We start from the raw sequence: 26,024 nt of genomic DNA, 5'->3' as shown, positions 1-26,024 counted from the left end.
GAAATTTAGAAATTTAGATTTTGGAAATTTAGAAATCTTGGAAAGCTGGCAATCTGGCTCAACGCCAGTGGGCCCGGCCCCGCCAAAACACACCGACCAAAATCGCCATCACCATCAGCTCGCTGAAGGAAATCAGCAACACCGGCAACGGCAACAAACTCAAAAGACCCAGCTCGCCCCCCACACAAGCCACCAACGTCCACAGGCTGCCCCCATTGAGTCGCACTTGCGGAAACAGCCGCTCGGCACAATGCACCGCCAAGGCTCCCACACCCAGCCCGATCGCCAGGATTAAAAAAATAGACCAGGATCCCAACCCCATCAGCCCCGCCGCGAGGGGCGGCCAGGCTTCGGCCAAGATAATTACGCCTTGGTCGATCGCCATGGCCAGGGCGAGGCTGAGGGCCGCCGCACCGGCCATGGATCCCCAGGGTTGTTGGGTAATTTGTCGCCAAGGTTGGCTCACGCGATCGACTCCGAAATTGGGCTAGGCTTGGGCGGGTTTTTGGTGGCGCACTTCCACCACGGTGTGGACATTGCCACGGGGGTTAAAATCACCAACGATCGTCGCTTCCAACGGATCAGCGGCTGCCACAAAGTCGTCCAAAATTTGGTTAATGGATTCCTCGTGGGAAATGTAGCGATCGCGGTAGCTGTTGATATAGAGCTTGATCGCCTTCAGTTCCACAACTTTTTGATCGGGCACATAGTCGATCGAAATTTTGGCAAAGTCGGGATAGCCGGAAAAGGGGCATTTGCAAGTAAATTCCGGCAAGCTAATTTGCACATGATAGATCCGACCCGGCCGCGGATTGGGGAAGGTGATCAATTGCCCTTCTTCAATTTGGCGCTCACCGTATTTCACGGGTTCGTGGGCGGTGTCAGCGGTGGCTTGGCTCATGACTGTGGCTCTGTGAGGTTGCGAGACTGGAGAACAGTTTACAAAACTTGATGGACTGACTCCAGCCAACCAGCCCCATTTCGGCCACGGGCGATCGGCCGCGCGATCGCCCCAGCCTGATCGGGAAATCCACATCGCGCCAGTCCACAACCCAGATTGGGCAGTCGATCCTGAGGGCGATCGTTGATAATGGCCGGGAGTCTTTGCCGTTATTCAACGTTGGGTTGAGTTGAGCTATGGATAGCAACGTTTCGCCGAAGTCCCTTGTGTCGTCCGGGCCAAGCGGTTCCCAAGGCACAATTCCCGTGGCGGTTTATCGCCAATTGGCTTCGGAGCTGCAAGCTACCCGCGCCATGTTGGAAGCGGTGCAAAAGCACAATGCCCAACTGACCCAACAGCGCGATCGCCTGCGATCGGACTTGGATGCCTTGGCGGAAGCCGTGGCCACCCTACGGGCCAACGCCACGCCCCAGGATGCCCCGCGCCCCTTAGATCCCAATCCCTTGAGTGTTGCGCCCAGCGCCCCGATCGCCCCGCCACCGCCGATGGCCGCCAGGCCGCCCCAGCCCGCCTTGGCCCCCAACGCCCCGATCGCGGGAGATCCGTTCCAGCAAGCGGCCGTGAGCGATTGGAACGCCTTGCCAGACTTGGAACCCATGGCAGAGTTCTATGGAGCCGCCAACGAACCGCAATCGACCCGGCTGGGAGGCTTGGGCAACTTTGGGCGATCGACCCCCAACGGCGGCTCCGGCGAGTCCAGCTCTGGCATTTGGCCCATTTTGGCGATCGCCCTGATTGCCATGACGGCCTTTGGCATTAGCTTTGCCCTGGTGCGGCCGATCATGGACAGCAAGCAAAAACCCTTCCAGCCAGCCCAACCCCAAATTCAGCCCAACCCCAGCCCCAACGCAGCGCCCGCCAACCCTCGCTAGTCGTCACCACCGGCCTCAGGCATCCCCTAAGCAACGGTTTCCAAGAGAGCCACGGCATAGGCACAGATGCCCTCCTCGCGTCCCGTGGGGCCCAATTTTTCATTGGTGGTGGCCTTCACACCAACGCGATCGGGTTCAATGCCCAAAACTTCCGCAAGGCGCGATCTCATAGCGTTGATGTGCGGTTTCAGTTTGGGCCGTTCCGCCACCACCACCGAGTCAATGTTGCTGACCTGCCAACCCCGATCGCGCAAAAGCTGGTTCACCTGCGCCAAAAGCTTCAGGCTGTCTGCCCCTTTCCATTGGGGATCCGTGGGCGGAAAGTAGTGACCAATATCGCCCAAGCTGAGGGCCCCCAACATCGCATCCATAATTGCGTGGGTCAGCACATCCGCATCGCTGTGGCCTTCTAACCCCAACTCGTGATCGATTTTGATGCCGCCCAAGATCAAGTCCCGATCGGGCCCCAGGCGATGAATGTCATAGCCATTGCCAATCCGAATTGCCATCGTTTTTCCTCCTGTATTTGCATCCCCAATTCAGCCACTGTTGAGCATGTCTGAACAGCCCAAATTGATTTGCTTAATCCTGCTTAATCCTGCTTAATCCACCTCTAGGATTGGGTAGGTTGAATCAGCGGCAATAGCTCCGATCGCCGTTGATTCCAAGCAGCCAAAGCCGCCGGATCCGAAGGAGTATTGAGCTTCAGCAAAACCACCCCATCTTCCACCATTTGCACCCCGTATTGACCTTGGGCCAACGTGCGATCGACTAAGGGAACAAACTCCCGCAATTCCCCTCGTTCCTTGCTGAAGGCCACCTGATAGCGGGCCAAATGCCAAGTATCCGCCACCAAATAATCAGCGAAATAAACCTGTTGATCATCACGGCGAATTTCCGTCCAAGGGAGGCGAATAATCGCTCGGCGGCTGGAAAGGGGCGGAACCAAATAGGTCGTGGCCGCAATGCTCGCATCCTCAGGAATTTGGGCCAAAACCTTGCGCACATGGCCCACATGGCTCCACTGTTCCGGCAGCGACACATAAACCCAAGGCTGCACCGAATCGGGAATCAGAAAATATAAAGCTCGATGGGGGTTAGACGTGAAGGAAAACAACAACGAGAGGGCAATGCAAGCGGCCCAAAACCGCCGAAATTTCGGTTGTTTGAATCGATCGCCATGGGACTTCCACCACAAAATCGCCCCATAGAACATCCCCGGCACGATCGTGATCGCGTAGCGAATATTAATGGACAGGGCCGATTCCCCTTGCTGCAAGAAAATTTTCAGCAACCCGAACCCAGAAATAATCCAACTGGCGGGAGACAAGGCCGGCACAAAAGCCAAAGGCAACCAGTGACCCGCCAAATATTTCAATGTTTCAAAGGGCGGATTCACCAGCTCCCAAACCAACAGCCAAGGCTGGGTCAACATGGCTTTCAAAATGTCGATCGAGGAAGCCTCCTCTTCTCCCACATATTGCCCAAAGCGCTCGATCATGAATCGCTTAGAAATATCTGGCGAAAAGAAGGGCATGAAGACATTAGTACAGGTCACCACATACAGAAACGACAGGGTACAAAGCCCCAATCCTTGGGATGGAAACCGGCGACTCAAGACCATGTAAGCCCCAATGCCAAATAACCCAATCCCTTGATCTTCACGCACCAATAAACTGAGGCCTGCCACCAGCCAAAACAGCCACCAAATCCGCTTTTCCATGGCCAACAAAATGGTGAAGAAAAAGAGCGGAATTTGGCACAGATCGTGAAAGTTGGAAAAGGTGGGGCCAATGACGGCGTTGGCCGCATAGTAGCCCGTGACAATCCAAGCGGAAACGGGGCCACTGAGGTGTTGCCGGGCCAGGGCATACAGCACAAAGCCAGCGGCGGTAATTAGCCCCACTTGCAAAAACACCAGGGTGACTGCTTGGGAATGGAGGGCATAAATCGGCAGCCACAGGAGCAAGGCGGGGGTGAAGTGTTGCCCCAAACGGCGATAGAACACTTCGGCGGCTTGCCCATCTTGTTTGACGGCGCTGGAAAGGGAAGAAGAGAGAGAACTCTCGAACCAGCGCCCGTGCAGGTTATTCCAAAAAACTTGGTTAAAGATGCCCTGATCGTAGGAGGCGTAGAGGGTGAAGTAGCGGTGCAAGCCCAGGATCAGGGTCACTGCGCCGAACAGGGCCGCCACGATGCAAACATGGCGCAGATTGGGGCGATCGCGCAGGGTATTGCGCCCGAGGGTGAACCATTGGTTAACGACTTGCATGGTCGATCGCGCCTTGAGCCGGTTGATGGGGAACTGAAGCGAATGGGGAATCCGGGGGCTATTGTGCCACGCGGGGTTGTCCTTCGTGGGCATCCGAGGGCCAAACTGGTCTGGGGTGCGGCTGGGGCGAGTCTGGGGGCGGGCGATCGGGCAATCTTAGGCGATCTCGGGCGATCGGTTGGGTCTGGGGGATCAGAATAGGGGATCGGAAGATTCGCAATATTCCGTAGGGCCCCTGAGGGGCCCGCTTAAGAAATTGCTGGAACTCTTCAAAGAAACGTTAAATCTTGCAAACAAACTCCACCGTTCCCCAAGGTTTCGGTTCAAGATAGCCTCAAATTTGCTGTGTTTCGGGCGTTTCACCCCTTCAGAATCTATGCTGAACGTTTCCTTGTCCTTGCTGGCGGCTGTCCCCACAACTCTCGAATGGAGTCCGAAGGTGGGTGCGGTGATGATTGCTTGCAATGTGCTGGCGATCGCCATCGGCAAATACTCGATTAAGTATCCCAGTGCGGCTCCGGCCCTGCCCTCGCCCGCTTTGTTTGGGGGGATGGGTTTCCCGGCCCTGCTGGCCACCACGAGCTTTGGCCACATTCTCGGGTTGGGGACGATCCTGGGCTTGTCCTACCTGGGTGCGCTGTAAGGGGCGATCGCCCGATCTTGAAACTACCTGGTCATTCAGGGTGCATCGAACTCACCCAGGTTTTGGCAGGGCGCGTGTCCAAAGGAGACCTGCAATTTCGCAAGACTCGGGCCGCAATGTGCTAAAAGTTGGTGTGCCAAAAATAGTTTCCACTCCTCGCACCGCCATCGTCTAGCAATCGTTTGTGTGCCGATCGGGTAGGGTTGCGTTTTGAATTCCAAAGCGACTCCTCTAATCCAAAGCTTCTTCAGAACTGATTGATAACGAATGGTTGACGCGCCAAACTTCGGGATAGCATCCCCCGGGTTTGGCGCATTTTTTTGGGCTGGCCAGGGCGATCGACTAAGCATTCACCAAGCATCCGCTGCAAGAGTCCCAGGGGCCACAGGATCCTCGGGGGCAAGGGGTTTAAACCCCTTGTTTGGCGGGTGGGTGCTCTGGTGGGTGGGTGCTCTGGTGGGTGGGTGCTCGGGGCAGAAGGACGAAGGATTAGTGGGTGAGGCGATCGATCACGGCCGGCAGCCATTGGCCGGGAATGCTGGAGAGGGCGCGGCTTTGGCCCTCAAGGCCCAGATGTTGATAGATGGCGCGAATGGTGGCGATCGCCCCGCTGAGGGCCCGATCGCGCAGGGGAGGCTGATCCCCATGGGCGGTCAGAATTTGCACGTAGGTCGCGAGGGCCCGATCGAGCTGGACTGCCCGATCGCTCACCGTCAGGGGCAAGTAGGAATCGATGCCCAACTGTAAGTAAATCCAGGCCAACTGGCTGGCGGCGGCGGCGCGATCGAACCCAACGGGAATGGTGGGGTCAATGGTCAGGGCTTGGGCATAGGCCTGGGCTGCCCGTTGCCAGCAGTCTCGCCGCCGTTGGGGATCCAGCGGTTGCAGTTGCCGCCCCAGTTGCCAATAGGTTGTGCCCAGGTTGTTTTGGGTGGCCGCATAGGCAGCGGGGCGATCGGCCGGGCTGCGATAGGGCAAGGCCGCTTCAAAGGCGCTGGCGGCCAGCAGCAGCCATTGTTCTTGGACATCCACTTGGGCCAGGTTTAGGTAGGCGGTTCCCAAATTCGCCTGCACCGTGCCATAGAGCAAGTCGGGTGGCAGACGCTCATCACCGGGATGCGATCGCCCGGCGGCCGGCTCGGCCCCCGGTTGTTCTGCATAGTCCGCCAAAGCCGCTCGGTAACTGTCGATCGCTCCTTGCAACCGGGTCACCGAGTCGCCATAGCGGGCCCAACTCCAAAGGGCCGTGCCCAAATTATTGCGGGCCGCCACTCGCCAAGCCCGATCGCCACCGGAGCCATCCCCGATCGCCGCTCGGTAGGCCAGCACCGCCCGCTCCCAAGCCCAGGCCGGATCGCCCCAGCGCACCCAATCGCCATAAACTCCGCCCAGATCGTAGTAAAGCGATCGCAGGGCGGCCGGCTCTCCGTGAGTTTTCACCCAGTCGATCGCCCGTTGATAGCATTGGGCCGCCGTTTCCAAGCTGGCCCGGGCCACCTCCGCCGCCACTCCCTTAGCCGCAGCCTTGGCCCGGGCCGCCGTGGCTTCCATCACCCACCGCTCCCACATCGTCGGCGCGGGCGGACAGGGCGGCACAATCGGCTTGGCTCCTTCATTGGGTCGGGGCAACACCGTCAGGGTCGGCCGTCCCCGATCGCGCCCAACCCAGGATGCTGCCCGATCGGCTCCCGACAAGGGATTCAGCAACACCGCTGGCTGGCCTTCAAACTCAAACGTGCCCGTGCAACAGGCCCAAAACTGCGGAGCCGATTCCCGAATCGTGTATAGCCAAGGTCGGGGAACCCACAACAACAGACTCAAATTCCCATGGGCCCAATTGCTGGCCAAGGCTTCCAATTCCGCTAAAAATTGCCGTTGCAGCCGGGCCGCTTGCCGGGTCAGTTGTTCCACCCCCAACAGTTGCACCGTGGTTTCGGAAAGGGACTCGATCGCCCCCGCCAGGGTGGGTTGATGGGGTTCCAGGCGCAAGGTGGTTAACTGCGGCGCGGGCAACTCCTGGGCCAACCGTCCCGCCAGTCGATCGCGCAGGGGCAAATCATCACAAACCACCAAAAACACCTGCCGCCGCAACCCCAACCCCAAGGACAGCCGCAACCGTTGATATAGCTCTTGGTTCCAACTGCCGGCCGCGGCGGAACGGGCGATCGAACGGCTGGCCCGAGGGCGATCGGTCAAATTCTGGCTCGATCGACGGGCAGACCGAGCAACCCCCGGCACTTCCAGCAAGGACGAACCGGAACCGGCAAAACTTGACAGGATAGGCAGCAAAGTGGGCATGGCCAGCGTCCAGAAGCACGAGCGTAATCTCCTCTTCAGGACAGGGTGCGCCGCTTCGGGATTTCCAAGGGCGATCGCCCGTCAATCGCCATTCAATTGCCGTTCAATAGAAAATATTGGCGAAAATTGGTAAAAATTGGCGAAAACCGATTGGCGCGTTAGCCATAGCCCCTGAACATTTCGCGATACTTTGATCGCAGGACTCGATCGCAGGACTCGATCGCCCCGCTTTCCTGTTCCGCTGCCCCAAGCAGTTCATACAGAAACGCTGGCCTCCAATGGGGCCTCCCGAATTCTGCATTTTCTGTCACGATTTCAACAGAGCACCCCGAGGAAACCGCCAGGAAGCCGCAGCAAAGTAATCACCGTTTGATCACTGTCTAGCCCCTGTTCAATTCCTGTTCAATTTCTGTTCAATCGCTGTTGATTGGCCCCCTTGGCATGAAACTTTCGCCCAGCAACCGTTTACTGTTTGCCATTGCCCTTCGCAATTGGCTTTGGATTCTTGGGACGGTGATTCTGAGTTTCTGGAGCGGCATCTTTAACGGTGTCAGCATTGCCCTCCTGGTTCCGGGCATCCTGGCTTTTTTGGGTCGCAAAATTGACCTCGGAGCCGATGCCCCAGAACTGGTGCGCAACCTCCTTTCCACCTTTGATGCCTTGCCCGAAGAGCAGCGGGGTGCTGCCATGGTGGCCACCATTGTGGGAGCCATTTTGATTAAAAACATCCTGGCTTTTTTGAGCACCGCCGTTGGGGGGCACTTGTCCCGGGCCCTGGTCAATGACGGCACATTTCAAGGAATTCGGATGCTCCTCGGGGTGGGCTTGGATTTTTATAGCCGCACCAAAGCTGGCGATTTAATTCAACGCCTTGGCTCGGAAATGAGCGGAGCCGTGGGCACAATCAACACCGTGGTGCAAATTGTGGCCACCATGGTCACCTTGCTCACCTTCATTGGTTTATTGGTGGCCATTTCCTGGCAACTCACGATTATTTCCAGTATTTTTGCCCTGTTGGTGGTGCTTAGTAACCAACGATTTGCCAAAAAACTCAAGGAGTATGGCAAACGGGGGGTGCAGCTCAGTCGGCTTTATACCAGTCAGCTTTTGGAGGCGATCGGGGGGATTCGGTTAATCAAGGCCACCAGCAGCGAAGATTTGGAATATAACCGCTTAACGGGCACATTACTGAAGCGGCAACGGGTGGATTTACATTCCCAAACCTTCAGCTCTTTTGTGGCTTCGGTCAATGAATTTTTGGTGGTGGCTTCGTTGCTCTCGATCGTCTGGATTGGGCGATTTGTCTTTCCCGGATCCCTCGAAGCCTATGCGGCCATTCTATTAACTTACCTATTCTTAATTTCGCGGGTTTTTGCCTTTGTCACCACCCTCGGGAAGGCGCTCAATAACTTAGCCCTTTGCTCGGCGGCGGTAGATGCCATGGTGCGTTTTTTAAGCCGCCAAGGCAAACATTTTGTGCCCGATGGAGCAGTGCCCTTTCCCGGTCTGCGGCAAGAAATTCGGTTTGAAAATGTGTCCTTTGCTTACCCCAGCCGCGACAAAAGCCGGGTGCTCGATCGGGTCAGTTTGCGCATTCCTCGGGGGACAACTCTGGCCCTGGTTGGCTCCTCAGGGGCCGGCAAGTCCACCCTGGCGGATTTGATGATTCGGTTTTATGACCCCACGGGCGGCCGGATCACGATCGATGGCCAAGATTTGCGCACGTTTTCCCTCCGCAGTTTGCACCAGTCCATGGGCATCGTCAGCCAAGACACCTTTTTGTTTAACGACACGGTGCGGGCCAATATTGCCTATGGCTGCGAGGAGTTAACAGACAAGGCGGTGATGGAAGCGGCCAGGCGGGCCAATGCCTATGACTTCATCATGGATTTGCCGGAGCAGTTTGAAACCATGCTGGGCGATCGGGGGGTGCGCCTATCTGGGGGCCAACAGCAGCGAATTGCGATCGCCCGGGCCCTGTTGCGCAACCCTGATATTTTGATTTTGGATGAGGCCACCAGTGCCTTGGATACGGTCTCGGAGCGCCAGGTGCAACAGGCCATTAACGAATTAAGCCGCGATCGCACCACGATCGTGATTGCTCACCGCCTGTCCACGGTGCAAAATGCCGACCAAATCGCCGTGCTCGATAAGGGGCAGGTGGTGGAAGTGGGAACCCATGCGGAGTTGCTGAGCAAGCGAGGTTACTATGCTCGCCTTTACGCCGTGCAGTTTTCCGAAAGTGCCACGAAAACCCCCGTGCGCTGCGACAACGCCATGGAAAAACTGGTGATGGAGGAAACGATTTCCCAGTTGGGGGCCCTGGAAGCGGAGGGGGTGAAGATTGCCTTCGATCCGGGCAGTGTGATGGCTTGGGCCCTGAACCGATTGCCGTCGCTCTATGCGGCCACCCAAGAGGGGGCTGCGTTTCAGCGCTATGTGGCGGAAGATGTGTGGCGATCGACGGTCAGCGATCGGGTGGCGGAGGCGATCGAACAAGTCCAGCAATCCCATTGGGAAGATGAGCGGCATCCACTGATTGAACAAATTCGGATGCGATCGGTGGTGTTGGTGGAGCGGTTGTCCTACGAGGGACGGTTGCGGTTGAATGCGGTGATTGGCACGTTGGCGCTGTTGGCGGATGGGTTGGTGGAGTCGCCCCAGGAGGAATATGAATCCCTGAAGGAGGCCTACCGAGCCACTATGCAATTGCTGGCCACGCTGGAGTTGTTGGAGGATGCCACCGGGGGGCTGGAGTTCAAACCCCGATCGGGCAAAAAGGGCGATCGCGATGAGGCGCAAACCTCCATCTCCCGCGCAGTTTATCCGCAGGTGAAACAGTTGGCGGAAATGTTGGAGATTTTGGCCAGCGAGTTGATTGATGAATTACTGCCCGATCAGTCCATTTCCCAACAGGCCAACCGTCAAAATGACTATCGCGCGGCCTACGATGTGTCGATTTCGCTGCTCGATCGACTGGCGGCCATTGAAACCCGCGCCACGCCTTTAAGTGCTTAGGTGCAGAAGGTTGTTGGGTATTACGAGTTGGGTATTACGAGTTGGGTATCACGGATTTTGATCAGTTTTTGATCAGCTTCTGATCAGGAATTTGGACGCACCCGATCGCGACCACAGGCGATCGAACCGCGTTGGCCCCAACAGAATCGTGAGGCCAATCTTGCCGCTGAGGATTGCCAAAAATCGCCATTCTCGCCACAGGTGCGGCCCAAACCACAGGGCCAACAACAGCAACCGAGCCGATCGCCACCCACGCCCCCGATCGCGCGGCCCCGCCGTCAGCGCTTTGCAGGCTAACCCTTTATAAAACCGCGATCGCGCCGATCGCCCCAAAGCCTGAGACCTTGGCCCCGCCTTGGCCAAATGGCGCTCTAACACCGCATTACAAGCCCGCTCCAGCCGCCGCAAATTGGCCGAGGACGATCGATCCGAAACCCGGTAGCGCACTTGGGCCTCGGGAATCAGCACAAATTCACCCAATCCAGCCAAGCGCAACCACAAGTCCCAGTCTTCCGCCGGGATGAGTTCCGTTTGGAAGCCCCCCACCTGCTCCAGGGCCGATCGACGAATCAGGGGATTGGAGCCATTTTCAATGAAATTATTCAGCAACAGGGCGGTGAACACCTGCCCCTGATGGCGATCGCGAAAGCCCGGGTGACGCAGTTGGTTGTCATCATCCACATAGTCCGTCCAACTGTAGGCCAACACAGCGGCCGGGTTGTCTTCCAAGGCAGCCACCCGATCGGCCAAGGCCGTTGCCGTCCACCAATCATCCGCATCCAAAAAGGCAATCAGGGATCCCCGAGCCGCCACCAAGCCACAATTCCGGGCGATCGCCTGACCCCCATTGGGTTGACGCAACACCCGAATTCGCGGATCGGCCGTTTGCAGGGCAATCTCCCCCGTCTGATCCGTGGAGCCATCATCCACCACGATCGCTTCCCAATCTGTCCAAGTCTGCGATCGCAAGGCGGCGAGGGTTTCGGGCAAGGTGGCCGCTGCGTTATAGGCCGGAATGATGACTGAAACCTTAGGCATGTTCTACCCACACCAGGCAGCGACTCAGAAATTTCTGAAATTTCTGAAATTCCAAAGATTAACGTTATGGGCAATTATGGGCGATCGCTCCATTCCGCAAAATCTATAGTCATAGCCTGTTCGAAGTTCAAGACTGGGGCGGTTGGGAACTGGTCGATCGGCAGATCGGTTAACGAGATTATTGACGGCGTTGTTGATGGCGGCCCACCGTTGATCATGCCGGGGCCGTGGTCAGTACTCCACAGTGCAGACCACGATCGCACGGTCGGGGCCGTCATCATCAGCGCTGTTTTGACATTCTCTCCAGCTTAAGCGGTGTCAGAGTTGCCAACCCTAATTGCCGCAATTCGTGCAGGTACAGTTCGCACCGCAGGTACAGGAACCGGAACCACCGCAACCACAGCCTGAGGCATAGGCAGCGGTCGGCGCGATCACGGTCAAAGCAGCAGCCACAGCACCCACAATCTTGATCGTGCGGCGACCTTTAGGCGATTGCGATGTCGAAGTCTGTTGAGTCATGGGTTCGTTCTCCTGCTTGCACAAGGGCAAGTTTGACTAACAGCTCAACTCTATTCTCTCTAGCAAGCTATAGAGTCAAGAGGCGACGCGATCGGGTAGGACAATTTATCGGGTAGGACAATGGAATGAGTGATGATCAAATGAGTTGTGCTGGAGTAGCCCTCGTGATCCCGGGAAATTCGACCCAACAACCCAATAACTCAACTGAGTCCACAGTTCCGCCTCACTGGGTGTTCACTCAGGTCGATCGCCCGGAACTGCCCAAGACCCAGGCCCAGGATTCTGCCGCCTTCGATCCCGCCGCTGCCGATCATGGCCTGCGTCAGTTGGCCTTGGTTGCCGAAGATCGGGTGAAGGTGCGCCGACAGGTCACCCTTGATGATGGGACGGTGGCTTGGTTGCAACTGGCTCGGGGCACAGTGCTGCGGCCGGGCGATCGACTGCGCACCGCTCAGGGCGACTGTTGCCGGGTGGTGGCGCAACCGGAACCGGTGCTGACGGTGCGATCGCCCGATCGGCTATCCCTGTTGCAAGCGGCCTATCATTTGGGCAACCGCCATGCGCCCCTGGAAATCGCGATCGACTATTTGCGGCTTGCGCCGGATCCCACCCTGAAGGATTTACTGGAACGGCGCGGCCTCCAGGTGATTGAGGAAATCGCTCCCTTTTTGCCGGATCCGGGAGCCTATGCAACGGTCGATCGCGCCCACCATGCCCATAACCATCACCACGACCACGCCCATTCCCACCACCATGAGTGAGCCACTGTCCCGATCGCTTGCCCTGTTGCAATTGGCTAGCCCGGCCTTGCCCGTGGGAGCCTTCAGCTATTCCGAGGCGATCGAAACCTTGGTGGACAAGGGCCGGGTGCGATCGGCTGCCGATTTGACCGACTGGTTGCGGCAGGAGTTACGGGTGGGCAGCATTCGCCTGGAAGCGGCGGCCCTGTTGAAGGCCCGACAGGCGATCGACCAGGGCGATCGGGACTCCATTCACCACTGGAATCAATGGATTTCGGCCCTACGAGAAACGGAGGAGTTGCGGTTACAAAGTTGGCAAATGGGGCGATCGTTGGTCACCTTGGCCAAAGATCTCAACCCAACCGATGCCACCTTAGTGGCACTGAACTTGCAACCGGTAAACTACGCGATCGCCTTTGCTAGTTTGGCTGCCCATTGGCAACTGAGCCATGCAGAAATGTTGACCGCCTATCTACAATCTTGGGCTAGTAATTTGGTGAGCGCCGGGGTTCGCTCGATCCCGATCGGTCAAACCCAAGGTCAGCAAACATTACTCAATTTATGGCCCGATTTAACCGCCGCCATCGCTGAAATTCAGCAACTCGCCACCGCCGACACCGATGATGATTGGTTTGCTTGCGGTTGGGGTCTCTCGATCGCCAGCATGATCCACGAAACCCAATATAGCCGCCTCTTCAGAAGCTAGTTAGACACTTGGCTGATGTTTTTCTCGTTGACCTGAAGCACAATAGAATCAGCCCAAAAATGCCAGGAGAAAAACAATGGTTGCTGCAAGAGAGAATCAGCCCCATTTCACGCCGGAAGCCTATTTTGAGTGGGAAGCCCAACAGCTCGAACGGCACGAGCTAATTGATGGTTATGTCTACGCCATGAGCGGCGGTACTCAAAATCACGGTGAGATCGCAATTAACATTCTTACGTTGATTCGTCCTAATGTACGAGGTGGTCAATGTCGAGTTTTGAATTCTGATGTGAAAATCAACATTCTTAATACGTTTAATTATATTTATCCTGATCTGAGTGTGACTTGCGATCCACGCGATCGGGAGCATCCACTTTACATTACCTATCCCTGCTTGATTGTTGAAGTTCTTTCCCCTAGTACTGAATCCTATGATCGCTGGAAAAAATTTGAAAAATATCGCCGCAATCCAAATCTGATTGATTACGTGTTAGTTAGTTCCGAAGAGGTAGCCGTTGATATTTATCACAAGAATAGTGCGGGAGATTGGGTGATTTTGAGCTATCGATCGGGCGATCGGGTCGAACTGCAAAGTATTGGGCTGACCGTGGCGATCGAGGAATTCTATGAAGGAATTTTATTTGAGGAATAGTCCAAATCTGCCGATACGAGATCATAAGGGTAAGGGGCTTAAGCTCCTTACAATAAAGTCTGGGAACAAGACAATCAATCACTCTATTTTTATCAGGATTGTTGAATGATAAATTCATCGATTCGTCTGATTACCGATCAACAGATTTCGGGAATTTGTCAAGCTATTGTTGAGCAGTTTCAACCTGAAAAAATCATCTTGTTTGGTTCCTATGCTTACGGTCAACCTCACGAATGGAGCGATCTCGATTTGTTGGTAATTATGGATTTCGAGGGACGGGCAATCGATTTATCTGTGGAGCTTTGGCGAGCAACAAAGCCGGAATTTTCAGTGAATTTTATTGTCAAGACCTCCTATGAAATTCAATGGCGATATCAACAGTTTGATCCGCTAGTGCGAGTAGCGATTGATCAAGGCAAGGTTCTTTATGACGCAAGTTATTCAAGAGTGGCTAAAGCAATCTGAAGAGGATTGGCAAATTGCAAACCTTCTCATTCAGTCAGATTTAGATAGCTATGGATCAAGGTAGTGCCGTAATTCAGTAATAATGAGCTGGTGAAAGTCTTGCGGTGTAGGCGATCAGTCACCAAAAATCATCACCTCACAGGCACTACCCCCATCGAGGCTAGCACAAAATTCTAGACAGCAAAAAGGCAGGAGAGATCAGTGCCTCTCCTGCCAGATGGGGAAGACGATCGCCCCGGAGCGATCGCCCTAAAACGACTTAGCGCTTAGCGAGCTTTTTTGCCGGGAGCTTCCGCAACCGAATCGATTCGGGAGTGACTTCCACCATTTCATCGGAGCCGATATATTCCAGCGCCCGTTCCAGCGTCATTTGTACCGGCGCTTGCAACTGCACCAATTCATCGCCACCGGCCGCGCGGTGGTTGGTGAGCTGCTTGGTTTTGCACACGTTCAGGTCAATGTCTTGCGGGCGGTTGTGCTCACCCACAATCATGCCCTTGTAAACCTTTGTGCCCGGTTCAATGAAGAACACACCGCGATCTTCAGCGTTCTTCATGGCGTAGAAAGTGGCCACGCCTTCTTCAAAGGAAATCATCACCCCGTTGCGGCGGGTGTCGATGTCTCCCACGATCGGGCGGTAGTCATGGAAACTGTGGTTCATGATCCCTTCGCCTCGGGTCATGCGCATAAACTCGCCCCGGAACCCAATCAAACCCCGCGCCGGGATGATGAATTCCAGTTGGGTGCGGCCGTTTTCGCCCACACGCATGTCCTGCATTTCAGCGCGACGAGTCCCCAGCTTTTCGATGCAACTGCCGGATGCATCGTCGGGCACATCCAACACCAACAATTCGTAAGGTTCGCAGGGTTGGCCGTTCACTTCGCGGAAGATCACCTGCGGCTGCGACACTTGGAATTCATAGCCTTCGCGGCGCATGGTTTCGATCAAGATGCCCAGGTGCAGTTCACCCCGACCGGACACGGCCCAGCGATCGGGTGAGTCCGTTTCTTCCACACGCAGAGCCACGTTGGTTTCCAACTCGCGCATCAGCCGATCGCGCACTTGCCGCGAGGTCACAAACTTGCCCTCACGACCGGCAAAGGGTGAATCGTTGACCACAAAGGTCATTTGCAGCGTCGGCTCGTCCACCTTGATCAGCGGCAGCGCTTCGGGGTTTTCGGCGCTGGCCAAAGTTTCCCCAATGTTGGCATCGGCAAAACCGGAAATGGCCACCAGGTTACCGGCCGAAGCCTGCTCGATTTCCACCCGTTGCAGCCCTTCAAAGCCCAACAGCTTGGTAATCCGCCCCTTGGTGATTGACCCGTCTTCCTTAATCAAAGCCGCTTGTTGACCAGCGGTGACCGTCCCGTTATGGATCCGGCCAATCACAATCCGACCCAGGTATTCGGAATAGTCCAGGGTGGTCACTTGCAGTTGGAAGGGTTTTTCGGGGTCGCCCACGGGCGCGGGCACATGCTCCAGAATCGCTTCAAACAAGGGCTGCATATCCTTGTTTTCGTCGGCCAAGTCGTTCTTGGCAAAACCAGCCATCCCCGAAGCAAACAGGTAAGGGAAGTCGCATTGGTCGTCATCGGCTCCCAGCTCGATGAACAAATCCAACACCTTATCCACGGCGGTCATGGGTTCCACACGCGGGCGATCGATCTTGTTGACCACCACGATCGGGCGGAGACCCTTTTCCAGCGCTTTCTTCAGCACGAAGCGCGTTTGGGGCATCGGCCCTTCGTTGGCATCCACAATCAGCACGCAGCCATCAACCATGCCCAACACCCGCTCCACTTCGCCACCGAAGTCCGCGTGGCCAGGGGTGTCAACGATGTTGATCAGTGTTTCTTTGTAACGAACCGCAGTATTTTTTGACAGAATCGTGATGCCGCGCTCCCGTTCGAGGTCGTTGGAGTCCATCACGCAGGTGGGCACTTCTTCGCCCTCGCGGAAAATGCCAGATTGCTTCAGCAGCGCGTCAACCAGGGTGGTTTTACCATGGTCAACGTGGGCAATGATGGCAACGTTACGAATCGGGAGGCTCATAGGTTGATTAGCGATGGGTTCACACGGGCCCCGCTGACAGCAAGCAGTCCAGCAGGTTGGGTCTCGGAAAGACGATTTTTGTAAAAATCTGTAATGATTCTAGCCCAGGATTGCCAATTCGCATGGGCAATGTTATTGGCAAGTGTGATTGGCCACTGACTTTTGCCGCCAAATGTGCCAAACAGTGATGCCAAGTGGCTATGCCAAACCAGCTCGCCAGCGTCCGGCCACCAAGCGCAAAGGCGAGCTTGAGGGACAGTCTGGGAAGCTGGTTTGGGGCTAGGGCCGCATCAAAAACAGTTGATCGCCCGGTTTAACTGGTCGGCGGATCCACCCAACGGCCATCGGCCTTAATCAGTTCAATCAGCGCCGATACGCCTTCGGTTTCCGGCACGCGCTTAATTTCGTCGCGACCCCGATAGAGGGCGATCGTCCCCGGCGTTTTGCCCACATAGCCGTAGTCCGCATCGGCCATTTCGCCCGGCCCGTTCACAATGCAGCCCATCACGGCAATGTCCAAGCCCACCAGGTGTTTCGTGGCTTCCCGCACTTGGTGCAGCACCTCTTCAAGGCTAAACAGCGTCCGCCCACAGGACGGGCAGGCCACATATTCCACCATCGTTTTCCGCAGGCCCAGCGATTGCAGAATGCTGTAGCAAACGGGGATTTCCTTTTCGGGGGCTTCCGTCAGGGATACGCGAATCGTGTCGCCGATTCCTTCCGCCAGCAGGGTGGCAATCCCGGCGGTGGACTTGACCCGGCCATAGTCGCCGTCGCCCGCTTCCGTCACGCCCAAATGGATCGGGTAGGGCATCCCGGCTTCGTCCAGCCGCTTGGCCAGCAACCGATAGGCCGCCAGCATCACGGGCACGCGCGAGGCCTTCATGGAAATCACCAGGTTTTGGAATTGCATATCTTCGCAAATCCGCAGGAATTCCAGCGCCGATTCCACCATGCCCAAGGGCGTGTCGCCATAGGTAAACACCATCCGCTCCGCCAAGGAGCCGTGGTTCACGCCAATCCGCATACATTTGTTTTGCTCGCCCAGGGTTTCCACCAGGGGTTGCAGGGTTTCGCGGATTTTCTTGCCGATCGCCTCAAATTCGGCGGCGCTGTAGTCCTGGTCGGCGCGGGGCTTTTCAAACACATACAAGCCCGGATTAATCCGCACCTTATCGACGTGCTTGGCCACTTCCAGGGCGATTTTCATGCCGTTGTGGTGCACATCGGCCACCAGCGGCACGGGGCGATAGGTGTCTTCCAGGGTTTTGCGAATGCTTTCCATGGCCTTGGCATGGGCCAGGCTGGGGACGGTGACGCGCACAATTTCGCAGCCGATTTCGTGGAGGCGACGAATGGCGGCAACCGAACCGGGAATGTCGAGGGTATCTTCGTTGATCATCGACTGCACCACGACCGGATGGCCGCCACCGATCGTGATGTTGCCCACTTGCACGGGGCGGGTTTGGCGACGATGGATCGTGGTGTCAAACAGTCGATCGTCTAGGTTGGTGGCGATGCTGCCGTTGGGAACGGGGGGTTTCGGCAGGGTTTGCATGGCTTCGCTCCGATCGCGGATGGCGCGGGGTATGTCTGAAGGCGCGGATGGTTCAAGGGGTTGCCCAAATAAATGGGTTTCCCAGTTTTTTAGGTTGCCATACTTTGGGCGATCGCTTGGGGTTTGTGGCGGATTTGACGATTTGTGCTGGTGATGGAGTCAGTCAGATCCGACAATTGGTGCTATCTATGGGGGCAGCGGTACAGGCAGCGATCGGCAATCATGCGACGATCGCAACTGAGATCGCGGGCATTCGTCGTTTAGGAGAGGCGCGATCGTGTTTGGACTGGGCTGGCCGGAAGTGCTGTTGATTTTGTTGGTGGCGATCCTGATCTTTGGCCCCAAGAAGTTGCCGCAGTTGGGCGGGGCCTTGGGCAAAACCCTGCGCGGCTTTCGCGATGAGCTGAACCCCGATGAAAAAGAACTCGATCGCCCCGCTGGCCCGCCGGATGTGGACGGAGAAGTAATCAAGGGCGATCGGTAGCCAACCACAATTCCCAAAATTCCCAGAGCTTCTAGAGCGTTCTGAAAAGCTCTCGAACTGAAGAGCCGATCGCCCCAAGGTCAGTTCAGCCAAATTGAGTTTGATCAAGCCAAGCTTTCTCTTCTAGAAATTAGCTCATAATCAATTCATGCTTGTAATTCTTGAGCTGAAAAACTCAAGATGCTGAATGAGGTTTGAGGCCAGATTAACTAGCTCAGAATCAGCCGGTAAAATTGGATTTTACTGTAAAGAAAACGAGCTGAAATTCATGAAAGCGATCGCCCTGAGTCAGCCCGGTGGGCCGGAAAATTTGCAGCTACAGGATTTGCCCCAGCCGGAGATTACGGCGGGCCAGGTGTTGGTGAAGCTCAAAGCGGCCGGCATTAACCCGATCGATACCAAGCTGCGATCGCGCGGCACGTTTTACCCCGAGGCCATGCCCCAGGTGTTGGGGTGTGATGGTGTGGGGATCATCGAGGCGATCGGCTCCGAGGTGACGGGCTGGCAACCGGGCCAAGCGGTTTATTTTTGCTATGGCGGGTTGGGCGGCCCGGCGGGTAACTATGCGGAATGGGCGGCGGTGGATGCCCGTTGCTTGGCCCCCAAACCCGATCGCCTGAGTTTTGCGGAAGCGGCGGCGGCTCCTTTGGTGTTGATCACGGCTTGGGAGGCCCTACGCGATCGGGCACGCATCACCGCTGGTCAAAAGGTGCTGATCCATGCCGGGGCTGGCGGCGTGGGCCATGTGGCGATTCAGTTGGCCAAGCTCTGGGGCGCGGAGGTGGCCGCCACGGTCAGCACGCCCGAGAAGGCGGATTTTGTGGCTGGGTTGGGTTGCGATCGCCCGATTCTCTATCGCCAAGAGGATTTCGTCAGCGCCTTGCAGGGCTGGACGGGCGGCCAAGGCGTAGATATTGCCTTTGACACGGTGGGTGGCGAGTTGCTGACGGCCACCTTTCCGGCCGTGAAGCCCTACGGCGACGTGGTGACGATTTTGGAACCCGCGGCCAACACCAACTGGAAAGTCGCCCGCAATCACAACTTGCGAATTGGGCTGGAATTGATGCTCACACCGCTGCTGAAGCATTGGGATGCGGGCTTACGGCATCAGGCGGAGATTCTGCGTCAATGCGCGGCCTGGATTGATGCCGGTCAACTCAAAATTCAGTTGCACCAAACTTTCCCGCTCGATCGCGCCGCTGAGGCCCACCAACTGCTGGAGCGGGGCGGTTTGATTGGCAAGCTGGCCCTGGCGATCGATCCCTAATTTCAGACTGAAAGTTAACGACTTTGAGCGGCTGGGCGATCGCGCAGAATCATCCCCGAATGGGATTTGAATTCAGTGGCTATGCTGGAGAGAGTTCTTGCGATCGTCCTGCTATGACTGCTTCTATTGCCGCCCAGTTAATTGCTGCCCGCCTCACACCTGACGAGTATCGCGCCCTTGAAGAAAAAAGCGAAACCCGTCATGAATATTGCGATGGAGTATCAATCCCCATGACCGGTGGCAGCTATCGACATAGCCAAATTATTACTAACTTGATAGTGCTGCTGGCTACAGCCTGGGCCGAAACGGAATATACCGTTCATGCCAATGATTTGCGCGTTTGGTTACCGGAATGGCAAATGGGCACATATCCGGATGTGCTGGTCATTACAGGTGAGCCACGCTTCACCGAAAATCGCACTGATGAAGTGTTAAATCCCACCCTGATCATTGAGGTCTTGTCGCCTTCAACGGCGGATTACGATCGCACGAAAAAGTTTAGTAAATATTGCTCAATTCCTGAATTTCGGGAATATCTGTTGGTGGCTCAGGAAGAACCGGCAATTGATCGATTCTGGTTGGGTGAAGACGGTGACTGGCGCTGGCGAAGAACCGAAGGATTGACAGAAACCTGCTCGATCGCCACCGGCAATTTAGCGTTACCCCTATCCAAAATTTATCGATCGGTTAACTTTTAAATTCGGTTACCCATCAGCATTGCCCATGAACCCGACTCGATCGAGCGCCTCATCCTGGCAAACCGTCATCCGTTGGGTGGCGATCGGCTGTGTTGTGTTGGGCATCGGCCTTCGTCTTTGAACGGCTGGGCGATCGTGTGGAATCATCCCCGAATGGGATTTGAATTCAGTGGCTATGCTGGAGAGAGTTCTTGCGATCGTCCTGCCATGACTGCTTCTATTGCCGCCCAGTTCATTGCTGCCAGCCTCACACCCGACGAGTATCGCGCCCTTGAAGAAAAAAGTGAAACCCGTCATGAATATTGCGATGGAGTATCAATCCCCATGACCGGTGGTACTTCAAGTCATAACCAAATTGGTCTGAACCTGATTCGGCTTCTAGATCTAGATCCACCCTTCACGGTTTTTGCATTGGATATGCGTCTTTGGTTGCCGACCTACAATCACGGAACTTATCCTGATTTGATGGTGATTGAAGGTGACCCCAGCTTTTCCGATGGACGGCGAGATGAAGTGTTAAATCCCACACTGATCATTGAGGTCTTGTCGCCTTCAACGGCGGATTACGATCGCACGAAAAAGTTTAGTAAATATTGCTCAATTCCTGAGTTCCGGGAATATCTGTTGGTGGCTCAGGAAGAACCGGCCATCGATCGATTCTGGTTGGGTGAAGACGGCGACTGGCGCTGGCGAAGAACCGAAGGATTGACAGAAACCTGCTCGATCGCCACCGGCAATTTAGCGTTACCCCTGTCCAAAATTTATCGATCGGTTAGCTTTTAAATTCGGTTACCCATCAGCATTGCCCATGAACCCGACTCGATCGAGCGCCTCATCTTGGCAAACCGTCATCCGTTGGGTGGCGATCGGCTGTGTTGTGTTGGGCATTGGCCTGCGTTTTTGGGCCATTGATCACAATATCCTTTGGCACGACGAAGTACTAACGGCTGTCAGTGCCGCCGGCCATCGTTTGCCGGTGCTCCAGGCTCGTGAATTTGCCAACAAGCTGGTCATGCAGCCGGAGTTGGTCGCCTATTTGGGGCCCAAGGGACAGCCTTGGCACACCGTTTTTGCTTCCGTGATTGGCAATCCAGAGCATCCACCGCTCTATTACCTGTTAACGCGGTTTTGGATGGAATGCTTTGGCAGCAGTGCCCTCGCCCTTCGGAGCTTGCCCACGATCTTTGGGCTGGCGGTTTTTCCTGCTCTGTACTGGGTCTGTTGGGAATTAACTCGATCGCCCTTGGTGGGTTGGGTGGCCATGGCGCTGGTGGCCCTGTCCCCGTTTCATGTGCTGTATGGGCGAGAGGTGCGGGAATATAGCCTGTGGGCGGCGTTGCTGTTGGTGTTGGGGGCGCTGCTGCTGCGTGCTTTGCGGTTGGCAGAGCGGGCGGCCACTTGGGGCGATCGGGTGCGGGCCTGGTGGCCCTACAGCTTGGTTTTGGCGCTGGGGCTATACACCTCCCTGTTGACGGTTTATGTGTCCGTAGGTCAAGGGTTGTATGTGCTGTGGCTCGATCGGGGGCGACTGGGCTGGCGGGTGCGATCGCTCATCCTGGCTGGCTTGGCCGGTGGGTTGCTGTTCTTGCCTTGGGCGCTGGTGTTATTGAACCATTGGGAAGCCGCTCGCCAGCTCACCGCCTGGATGACCGCCTATGAAGAGCCGCGCATTCAAGTGCTCCGCCGATTGGTCATCCAAGTGTTGCGAGGGTTCACGGATTGGGTTCCCGTGGGCGCTGGTTGGTGGGGGGCGGGGCTGTTTTGCGCGATCGCCCTGGGAGTCTTGATCTGGCTGCAACGGCAGTTTCCCCTGCGGGTGAGCGGTTGGGTGCTGACCCTCACGTTGGTCTCCACCAGCCTATTGGTGATCCCCGATCTGTTCGATGGCGGGCTGCGCTCCATCTCAACGCGCTACTGGACTCCGACCTATCTGGGGCTGCAAATTGCCCTCGCGATTCTGATTGCCCAATCCCTGACCCAAGGGCAAACCCTGCGCCGCAGTCTCGCCGCGATCGGGGCCAGCCTGTTATTAACCATTAGCCTGCATGGTAGTTGGCAATTAATCACCGCTACCACCAATTGGGCCAAAGGTATTAGTGTTAGCTTGCCTGCGTTTGCGGAACAGATTAACGCCGCCGCGAACCCCTTGGTGATTGCGGATGGATTTGGCTATCGAGTTGGCAACACCATCGCCCTGGCCCTACGTCTGCGGCCCAATGTGCCGTTCTATTTGGTCTCAGATTTTCGACAGGTCAACCCCGGTGATTTGCAGTTGTTGAAAACGGCGATCGGGCAAATGACTCCGCCGATTAGCGATCTGTACGTCCTGAACCTGATGCCCTCGTTTCGCGAGGCGATCGAGGCAGAATTAAAAGGGCAAATTCAACCCCTTGGCGGTGACAACATGGCTTGGCTCGATCGATTGCAACTGCCTTCCCCGATCGCTGCCCAAAAGCCCATGCCATTAAATTCAAACCTTGAGCAATTCAAACTTTAACGAAATTCAAACTTCAACAAAAAAGACAAGCATCAAAAAGATCAGAACAAAAAAGACAAGAGGTTTAAACCCCTTGCCTTTGAACGATTGCCATTGATCGCAAATTGCTAATTGCTAGCAATTTCTAGGCCAAATTCACCAGCTTCAGGGTCAAATCCCACATTCTTTGACCCCGTTGCTCATCGCGGGCCTGAGGTGAGACCCGTTGCAGGAAGGCTTCGCGACCCTTCTTCTGGCGGTTGCCCCAGCTAAAGTAAGCCCCCGACTGCTTGAAGTCAGGATCTGCCACCACCTGAGCCACTCGATCGCCCGCCAACTCCTGGGACACATAGCCCCCAGTGATGTTCTTTTGGAACCAGGGGAAGATGGTTTGGAACAGGGGATAGTGATTGCGGAAGAGGGGCGTATCGGCCACGCAACCGGGATAGAGCGAAGAGAACGTAATCCCAGTGGACTCATGGAAGCGACGGTGCAACTCGCGCATGGTCAGCACATTGCAAACCTTGCTTTCCTTGTAGGCCCGCACCGGCTCAAACTTCTTGCCATTGGCCATGCAAATCGGATTTTTGAAGCCCTGTGCAAAGCCTTCCAGATTGCCCAAATCGGGCTGAGGCGGAATTTTGCCCCCCAATTCGTCGGGGTTGTGGGTCACCGTGCCTAAAATCACCATCCGCCGATCGGGATAGTTCGAGAGCTTCATGTCATCCAACATCAGATTGCACAACAGGAAGTGGCTCAGATGGTTGGTGGTCATGGTCAGTTCATAGCCCTCAGGACTCCAAAGCGGTTCCTTAATCAAGGGCATATAAATAGCAGCGTTACAGACCAGCGCATCGAGCGATCGACCCAGCGATCGAAAAGCACTGACCAACATCCGCACGCTGGTGAGGTTCCCCAAGTCCACTTGGAGCACCGTATAGCTATCTTGAGGAATGCCCGCCTCGGCCGCCGCCGCGTGGGTTTTTTCCAAATTCCGGCAAGCCATCACCACATACCAGCCACGATTGACGAGGGCCTTAGCGGCGTACAGCCCGACTCCCGAGGAAGTACCGGTGATGAGGACGGTGGGTTTTTGCTGTTCTGCCATTGCTGTTGTGCGGTTTTATCGTGATGGGTTACTAAAAAAGGGGGCAGAGCAACTGGCTCTTGCGCCTCATGCCGATCGAAACCGACGGTAATCGCCTCGATCGCGATCGGGAACGCTTTGCTCTGTTGAATGATGCCACCGGGCCCAAACGGGACCAGGCGATCGCATCCTATCGAGAATCGCCTAATTGCGCGTCGTGAAAGGCGAAAACCTCAACCAATCTTAAAATCTTGACCGGTTGTTGAGAATTTTGCAGGGTGGCATCCAAATTATTTGGCTAGCACCCTTGCGATTTTTCATCCATGGCGTATAATACATACTCGCGTCAAAAATATTGAGTTTTGTTCCGTTAGCCAAACGATCACCACTCAATCAATCTCCGTAACCTAGAGATTTGAAGACGCATTAAGGCTCAGTAGCTCAGAGGTTAGAGCAGGGGACTCATAAGCCCAAGGTCGCAGGTTCAAATCCCGCCTGAGCCATCGCTAAAACGCTTGCGTTGCGAGACTTTTAGATTGCTTGCAACAGTATTCAGAACTGTAAAAGTAAGATCCATTTAAGATCATTGGCCATCGAGCTGATTTTCAAATGGTCAGACTCCCTGTTTGCCGCACTAGCAAGCTTGAAGCGGAGCACTAGGTCAGTAGACTTCTTTCACGAATCAGTTAGAAGCCCTCATCCTTAACCCCTTTCCCAAAATGGACTGATCAACGGTCATTTTGTAGGTTAGGTTGAGGCACGAAACCCAACAACAGTAAGGCTCGTGGTGATTGAGTTGGGTTGAGCTTTGCGAAACCCAACCTACCGGAGAACTGCAAGCGATCGAAATTTAGCCTCCAACAAGAACGCGATCGACTGTTTAGGTCGATCGCGCTAATGGTGCTCAACGAAAAAATGCAAGCGCACCCAGGGCATGGCCACCTCCAAGCTGGCCCGCGCCATGCAAATTCCCGAGTCCTAAGATTGAGTTGAGCTTTCTAACCCAGATCGATTCTTGAAGTACTTATAGGTGTTAGCCTTTGTACCTCGGCCTAACCCTATGCTGCTACTCCTTACCTGATTCCTTTTTTGCGGTGACGGCAATCAAAAGAATCGGAAAATTGATATTGATCTGATGAGGCACTGAGTCAGACTGCTTCAAGACCGTAGTCAGAAATACTAAGCATGAAGCGAGAATATTCAGCCAGCGATTGGATGGTTTAGACATGGTTTTGACCCATCTAATTCGCCCTGAAACGCAAAACCGCCGAAAGGCGCGGCGCATTGCGTTCCTTTCGGCGGTTTATGACTTTATTGTAATCGCGCGTACCCGTTTGTCAAGATTGGGGCTGAGGATTACGGTCTGACTTTTGCTGACTGTTCCCAAATGCTCTGTACCTTATTCCCCAGTACTGATAAAGACGCAAAGCATCGAAAAATCGCTCCCATGCAGGGCAACCAATATGAGTATCAGTATCAACTGACAAAGTTGCTGGCTGTAAAGGATTGTGGGGTGAGGAGTGGTGACGAGCCAGTGAGGTCGAAGACAGCAAGAATTTGTCCTGAGCCTTTCACCCTAATCACGACATCAGATGGACTGACTGATGAAAGGCTAGAGAAATTTTTCCTAACCTCACTGGCCACAAGACCTGCTTGAGCAACGGTGGAGATGACTAAATTATCCAAAGTTAGTCCTCCGCCCAATTGAATGACATCTTGACCGGGCACAAAGTCGGTGATGTAGTCAAATGAGTTATCAGCCAAAGGAGATATAGCAAAGGTATCTAGCCCACTTCCACCCACTAGGACATCAAATCCTAAATCTCCTGAGAGGAAATCATTGCCGAGATTGCCGCTTAAGTAGTCGTTTTCGCGTCCACCAAACAGTTGATCATTACCATCATTGCCCCACAATGTATCTTGGCCCAGGTTACCGAATAGGAAATTGCCATTCGATTCTCCTGGCCCTAGTTGGACTCTGCCATAGATCACATCATCGCCACGCCCACCATACAGTGAGTCTTCTCCCAACCCCCCAAAAATGGTGTCATTGCCTTCATTTCCAAAAATTTCGTCGTTGCCACCCTCTCCAAAAATCTCATCGTTGCCGCCAAGTCCCAGCGTGCGGCGGCCCAAATCAGTGTCGTAGATGGTATCAGCCCCAGAAGTTCCCTGAGCGTCAGGATTATTCAGAACAGAAATGATTGCCATTGGTTTTTG

At 55.3% G+C, this 26,024-nt stretch carries 25 protein-coding genes and 1 tRNA gene; 15 read left to right on the top strand and 11 right to left on the bottom strand.

What is annotated here, in order from left to right; genetic code table 11:
- Positions 1 to 58 precede the first annotated feature (58 nt).
- Both ACZA91_RS07875 and queF read right to left on the bottom strand, forming a co-directional pair.
- Entirely contained in the window at positions 59 to 466 is a 408-nt protein-coding gene (locus ACZA91_RS07875; RefSeq protein WP_393011322.1) for a peptide chain release factor 1, read from the bottom strand.
- A gap of 21 nt (positions 467 to 487) precedes the next feature.
- Positions 488 to 901 carry a preQ(1) synthase gene (gene queF, locus ACZA91_RS07870; RefSeq protein WP_099534845.1) on the bottom strand — a complete coding sequence of 138 codons (414 nt, stop codon included), beginning with the start codon at positions 899 to 901 and terminating at the stop codon, positions 488 to 490.
- 236 nt (positions 902 to 1,137) lie between these two features.
- On the opposite strand from queF, the gene ACZA91_RS07865 reads away from it, so the two are divergent.
- The gene (locus ACZA91_RS07865; RefSeq protein ID WP_143473160.1) at positions 1,138 to 1,833 is read left to right on the top strand and encodes an FtsB family cell division protein; all 696 of its coding nucleotides are present in this window, start codon (positions 1,138 to 1,140) and stop codon (positions 1,831 to 1,833) included.
- A 26-nt stretch (positions 1,834 to 1,859) separates the two neighbouring features.
- Here ACZA91_RS07865 and ispF read toward each other — a convergent pair whose 3' ends face one another.
- A complete protein-coding gene (ispF, locus tag ACZA91_RS07860; protein ID WP_463185901.1) occupies positions 1,860 to 2,342 on the bottom strand; it encodes a 2-C-methyl-D-erythritol 2,4-cyclodiphosphate synthase in 483 nt (160 codons plus the stop codon).
- A gap of 104 nt (positions 2,343 to 2,446) precedes the next feature.
- Complete coding sequence (locus ACZA91_RS07855; RefSeq protein ID WP_463185899.1) at positions 2,447 to 4,105, bottom strand: DUF2079 domain-containing protein; 1,659 nt, start codon at positions 4,103 to 4,105, stop codon at positions 2,447 to 2,449.
- Between the two features lie 376 nt (positions 4,106 to 4,481).
- On the opposite strand from ACZA91_RS07855, the gene psaK reads away from it, so the two are divergent.
- The gene (gene psaK / locus ACZA91_RS07850) at positions 4,482 to 4,748 is read left to right on the top strand and encodes a photosystem I reaction center subunit PsaK (protein WP_099534849.1); all 267 of its coding nucleotides are present in this window, start codon (positions 4,482 to 4,484) and stop codon (positions 4,746 to 4,748) included.
- Between the two features lie 489 nt (positions 4,749 to 5,237).
- Here the strand turns inward: psaK and ACZA91_RS07845 are convergent, their stop codons facing one another.
- Positions 5,238 to 7,046 carry a hypothetical protein gene (locus tag ACZA91_RS07845; RefSeq protein ID WP_463185897.1) on the bottom strand — a complete coding sequence of 603 codons (1,809 nt, stop codon included), beginning with the start codon at positions 7,044 to 7,046 and terminating at the stop codon, positions 5,238 to 5,240.
- A 441-nt stretch (positions 7,047 to 7,487) separates the two neighbouring features.
- On the opposite strand from ACZA91_RS07845, the gene ACZA91_RS07840 reads away from it, so the two are divergent.
- Positions 7,488 to 10,064 carry an ATP-binding cassette domain-containing protein gene (locus tag ACZA91_RS07840; protein WP_463185895.1) on the top strand — a complete coding sequence of 859 codons (2,577 nt, stop codon included), beginning with the start codon at positions 7,488 to 7,490 and terminating at the stop codon, positions 10,062 to 10,064.
- Positions 10,065 to 10,136: 72 nt separating this feature from the next.
- On the opposite strand, the gene ACZA91_RS07835 is transcribed toward ACZA91_RS07840, so the two are convergent.
- Together ACZA91_RS07835 and ACZA91_RS07830 are read right to left on the bottom strand one after the other, a co-directional pair.
- On the bottom strand, positions 10,137 to 11,102 hold the full coding sequence (locus tag ACZA91_RS07835; RefSeq protein WP_463185893.1) for a glycosyltransferase family 2 protein: 966 nt from the start codon (positions 11,100 to 11,102) through the stop codon (positions 10,137 to 10,139).
- Positions 11,103 to 11,435: 333 nt separating this feature from the next.
- Positions 11,436 to 11,621, bottom strand: coding sequence for a hypothetical protein (locus ACZA91_RS07830; protein WP_190526553.1), 186 nt, complete (start codon positions 11,619 to 11,621; stop codon positions 11,436 to 11,438).
- A gap of 164 nt (positions 11,622 to 11,785) precedes the next feature.
- Between ACZA91_RS07830 and ureE the strand changes: the two genes are divergently transcribed.
- The 4 genes from ureE to ACZA91_RS07810 all read left to right on the top strand — a co-directional run bounded on the left by ureE (position 11,786) and on the right by ACZA91_RS07810 (position 14,181).
- Complete coding sequence (ureE, locus tag ACZA91_RS07825; protein ID WP_234407068.1) at positions 11,786 to 12,382, top strand: urease accessory protein UreE; 597 nt, start codon at positions 11,786 to 11,788, stop codon at positions 12,380 to 12,382.
- Positions 12,309 to 13,067, top strand: coding sequence for an urease accessory protein UreF (locus tag ACZA91_RS07820; RefSeq protein ID WP_463185890.1), 759 nt, complete (start codon positions 12,309 to 12,311; stop codon positions 13,065 to 13,067). Before ureE ends, ACZA91_RS07820 begins: the two co-directional genes overlap by 74 nt.
- 76 nt (positions 13,068 to 13,143) lie before the next feature.
- Positions 13,144 to 13,716: a Uma2 family endonuclease gene (locus tag ACZA91_RS07815; RefSeq protein ID WP_463185888.1), complete on the top strand. Its 573-nt coding sequence runs from the start codon at positions 13,144 to 13,146 to the stop codon at positions 13,714 to 13,716.
- Positions 13,717 to 13,821: 105 nt separating this feature from the next.
- Positions 13,822 to 14,181 (top strand): nucleotidyltransferase domain-containing protein, encoded by a 360-nt coding sequence (locus ACZA91_RS07810; RefSeq protein WP_463185886.1) that lies wholly within the window; start codon positions 13,822 to 13,824, stop codon positions 14,179 to 14,181.
- Positions 14,182 to 14,440: 259 nt separating this feature from the next.
- On the opposite strand, the gene typA is transcribed toward ACZA91_RS07810, so the two are convergent.
- Positions 14,441 to 16,234, bottom strand: a complete 1,794-nt coding sequence (gene typA, locus ACZA91_RS07805; RefSeq protein WP_099532669.1) for a translational GTPase TypA — start codon at positions 16,232 to 16,234, stop codon at positions 14,441 to 14,443.
- A gap of 313 nt (positions 16,235 to 16,547) precedes the next feature.
- The gene (ispG, locus tag ACZA91_RS07800) at positions 16,548 to 17,792 is read right to left on the bottom strand and encodes a (E)-4-hydroxy-3-methylbut-2-enyl-diphosphate synthase (RefSeq protein WP_463185883.1); all 1,245 of its coding nucleotides are present in this window, start codon (positions 17,790 to 17,792) and stop codon (positions 16,548 to 16,550) included.
- Positions 17,793 to 17,839: 47 nt separating this feature from the next.
- Between ispG and ACZA91_RS07795 the strand changes: the two genes are divergently transcribed.
- The 6 genes from ACZA91_RS07795 (at position 17,840) to ACZA91_RS07770 (ending at position 22,738) form a co-directional block, all read left to right on the top strand.
- Entirely contained in the window at positions 17,840 to 18,103 is a 264-nt protein-coding gene (locus ACZA91_RS07795) for a hypothetical protein (RefSeq protein WP_463185881.1), read from the top strand.
- Positions 18,070 to 18,276, top strand: coding sequence for a twin-arginine translocase TatA/TatE family subunit (tatA, locus tag ACZA91_RS07790; RefSeq protein WP_190353443.1), 207 nt, complete (start codon positions 18,070 to 18,072; stop codon positions 18,274 to 18,276). Before ACZA91_RS07795 ends, tatA begins: the two co-directional genes overlap by 34 nt.
- Before the next feature lie 268 nt (positions 18,277 to 18,544).
- Entirely contained in the window at positions 18,545 to 19,543 is a 999-nt protein-coding gene (locus ACZA91_RS07785) for a zinc-dependent alcohol dehydrogenase family protein (protein ID WP_463185880.1), read from the top strand.
- 113 nt (positions 19,544 to 19,656) lie between these two features.
- A complete protein-coding gene (locus ACZA91_RS07780; RefSeq protein ID WP_463185878.1) occupies positions 19,657 to 20,241 on the top strand; it encodes a Uma2 family endonuclease in 585 nt (194 codons plus the stop codon).
- A 207-nt stretch (positions 20,242 to 20,448) separates the two neighbouring features.
- Positions 20,449 to 21,024, top strand: a complete 576-nt coding sequence (locus tag ACZA91_RS07775; RefSeq protein WP_463185876.1) for a Uma2 family endonuclease — start codon at positions 20,449 to 20,451, stop codon at positions 21,022 to 21,024.
- A gap of 25 nt (positions 21,025 to 21,049) precedes the next feature.
- The gene (locus tag ACZA91_RS07770) at positions 21,050 to 22,738 is read left to right on the top strand and encodes a glycosyltransferase family 39 protein (RefSeq protein ID WP_463185874.1); all 1,689 of its coding nucleotides are present in this window, start codon (positions 21,050 to 21,052) and stop codon (positions 22,736 to 22,738) included.
- Positions 22,739 to 22,862: 124 nt separating this feature from the next.
- Here ACZA91_RS07770 and ACZA91_RS07765 read toward each other — a convergent pair whose 3' ends face one another.
- Positions 22,863 to 23,825: a protochlorophyllide reductase gene (locus ACZA91_RS07765; protein ID WP_099533996.1), complete on the bottom strand. Its 963-nt coding sequence runs from the start codon at positions 23,823 to 23,825 to the stop codon at positions 22,863 to 22,865.
- 68 nt (positions 23,826 to 23,893) lie between these two features.
- Between ACZA91_RS07765 and ACZA91_RS07760 the strand changes: the two genes are divergently transcribed.
- Positions 23,894 to 24,025: a hypothetical protein gene (locus tag ACZA91_RS07760; protein WP_463185871.1), complete on the top strand. Its 132-nt coding sequence runs from the start codon at positions 23,894 to 23,896 to the stop codon at positions 24,023 to 24,025.
- Positions 24,026 to 24,234: 209 nt separating this feature from the next.
- Positions 24,235 to 24,307, top strand: a tRNA-Met gene (locus ACZA91_RS07755).
- A 973-nt stretch (positions 24,308 to 25,280) separates the two neighbouring features.
- Here the strand turns inward: ACZA91_RS07755 and ACZA91_RS07750 are convergent.
- Positions 25,281 to 26,015 carry a calcium-binding protein gene (locus ACZA91_RS07750; protein ID WP_463185869.1) on the bottom strand — a complete coding sequence of 245 codons (735 nt, stop codon included), beginning with the start codon at positions 26,013 to 26,015 and terminating at the stop codon, positions 25,281 to 25,283.
- Between the last annotated feature and the right edge of the window lie 9 nt (positions 26,016 to 26,024).

The sequence above is a fragment of the Limnothrix sp. CMB-01 genome (assembly GCF_055193175.1).
This window is presented reverse-complemented; position numbering and strand designations above follow the sequence as displayed.

Bases quoted from the DNA above. Each gene is read 5' to 3' on its own strand.
- ispF (WP_463185901.1), bottom strand. From the start codon at position 2,342: ATGGCAATTCGGATTGGCAATGGCTATGACATTCATCGCCTGGGGCCC.
- ACZA91_RS07820 (WP_463185890.1), top strand. From the start codon at position 12,309: ATGCAACGGTCGATCGCGCCCACCATGCCCATAACCATCACCACGACC.
- ACZA91_RS07845 (WP_463185897.1), bottom strand. From the start codon at position 7,046: ATGCCCACTTTGCTGCCTATCCTGTCAAGTTTTGCCGGTTCCGGTTCG.
- queF (WP_099534845.1), bottom strand. From the start codon at position 901: ATGAGCCAAGCCACCGCTGACACCGCCCACGAACCCGTGAAATACGGT.
- ACZA91_RS07750 (WP_463185869.1), bottom strand. From the start codon at position 26,015: ATGGCAATCATTTCTGTTCTGAATAATCCTGACGCTCAGGGAACTTCT.
- ACZA91_RS07840 (WP_463185895.1), top strand. From the start codon at position 7,488: ATGAAACTTTCGCCCAGCAACCGTTTACTGTTTGCCATTGCCCTTCGC.
- ACZA91_RS07855 (WP_463185899.1), bottom strand. From the start codon at position 4,105: ATGCAAGTCGTTAACCAATGGTTCACCCTCGGGCGCAATACCCTGCGC.
- ACZA91_RS07795 (WP_463185881.1), top strand. From the start codon at position 17,840: ATGGTTCAAGGGGTTGCCCAAATAAATGGGTTTCCCAGTTTTTTAGGT.
- ACZA91_RS07775 (WP_463185876.1), top strand. From the start codon at position 20,449: ATGACTGCTTCTATTGCCGCCCAGTTCATTGCTGCCAGCCTCACACCC.
- ACZA91_RS07785 (WP_463185880.1), top strand. From the start codon at position 18,545: ATGAAAGCGATCGCCCTGAGTCAGCCCGGTGGGCCGGAAAATTTGCAG.
- ACZA91_RS07815 (WP_463185888.1), top strand. From the start codon at position 13,144: ATGGTTGCTGCAAGAGAGAATCAGCCCCATTTCACGCCGGAAGCCTAT.
- typA (WP_099532669.1), bottom strand. From the start codon at position 16,234: ATGAGCCTCCCGATTCGTAACGTTGCCATCATTGCCCACGTTGACCAT.
- ACZA91_RS07865 (WP_143473160.1), top strand. From the start codon at position 1,138: ATGGATAGCAACGTTTCGCCGAAGTCCCTTGTGTCGTCCGGGCCAAGC.
- ACZA91_RS07770 (WP_463185874.1), top strand. From the start codon at position 21,050: ATGAACCCGACTCGATCGAGCGCCTCATCTTGGCAAACCGTCATCCGT.
- ACZA91_RS07765 (WP_099533996.1), bottom strand. From the start codon at position 23,825: ATGGCAGAACAGCAAAAACCCACCGTCCTCATCACCGGTACTTCCTCG.
- ACZA91_RS07810 (WP_463185886.1), top strand. From the start codon at position 13,822: ATGATAAATTCATCGATTCGTCTGATTACCGATCAACAGATTTCGGGA.
- ACZA91_RS07780 (WP_463185878.1), top strand. From the start codon at position 19,657: ATGACTGCTTCTATTGCCGCCCAGTTAATTGCTGCCCGCCTCACACCT.
- psaK (WP_099534849.1), top strand. From the start codon at position 4,482: ATGCTGAACGTTTCCTTGTCCTTGCTGGCGGCTGTCCCCACAACTCTC.
- ispG (WP_463185883.1), bottom strand. From the start codon at position 17,792: ATGCAAACCCTGCCGAAACCCCCCGTTCCCAACGGCAGCATCGCCACC.
- ACZA91_RS07830 (WP_190526553.1), bottom strand. From the start codon at position 11,621: ATGACTCAACAGACTTCGACATCGCAATCGCCTAAAGGTCGCCGCACG.
- ACZA91_RS07835 (WP_463185893.1), bottom strand. From the start codon at position 11,102: ATGCCTAAGGTTTCAGTCATCATTCCGGCCTATAACGCAGCGGCCACC.
- ACZA91_RS07760 (WP_463185871.1), top strand. From the start codon at position 23,894: ATGCCGATCGAAACCGACGGTAATCGCCTCGATCGCGATCGGGAACGC.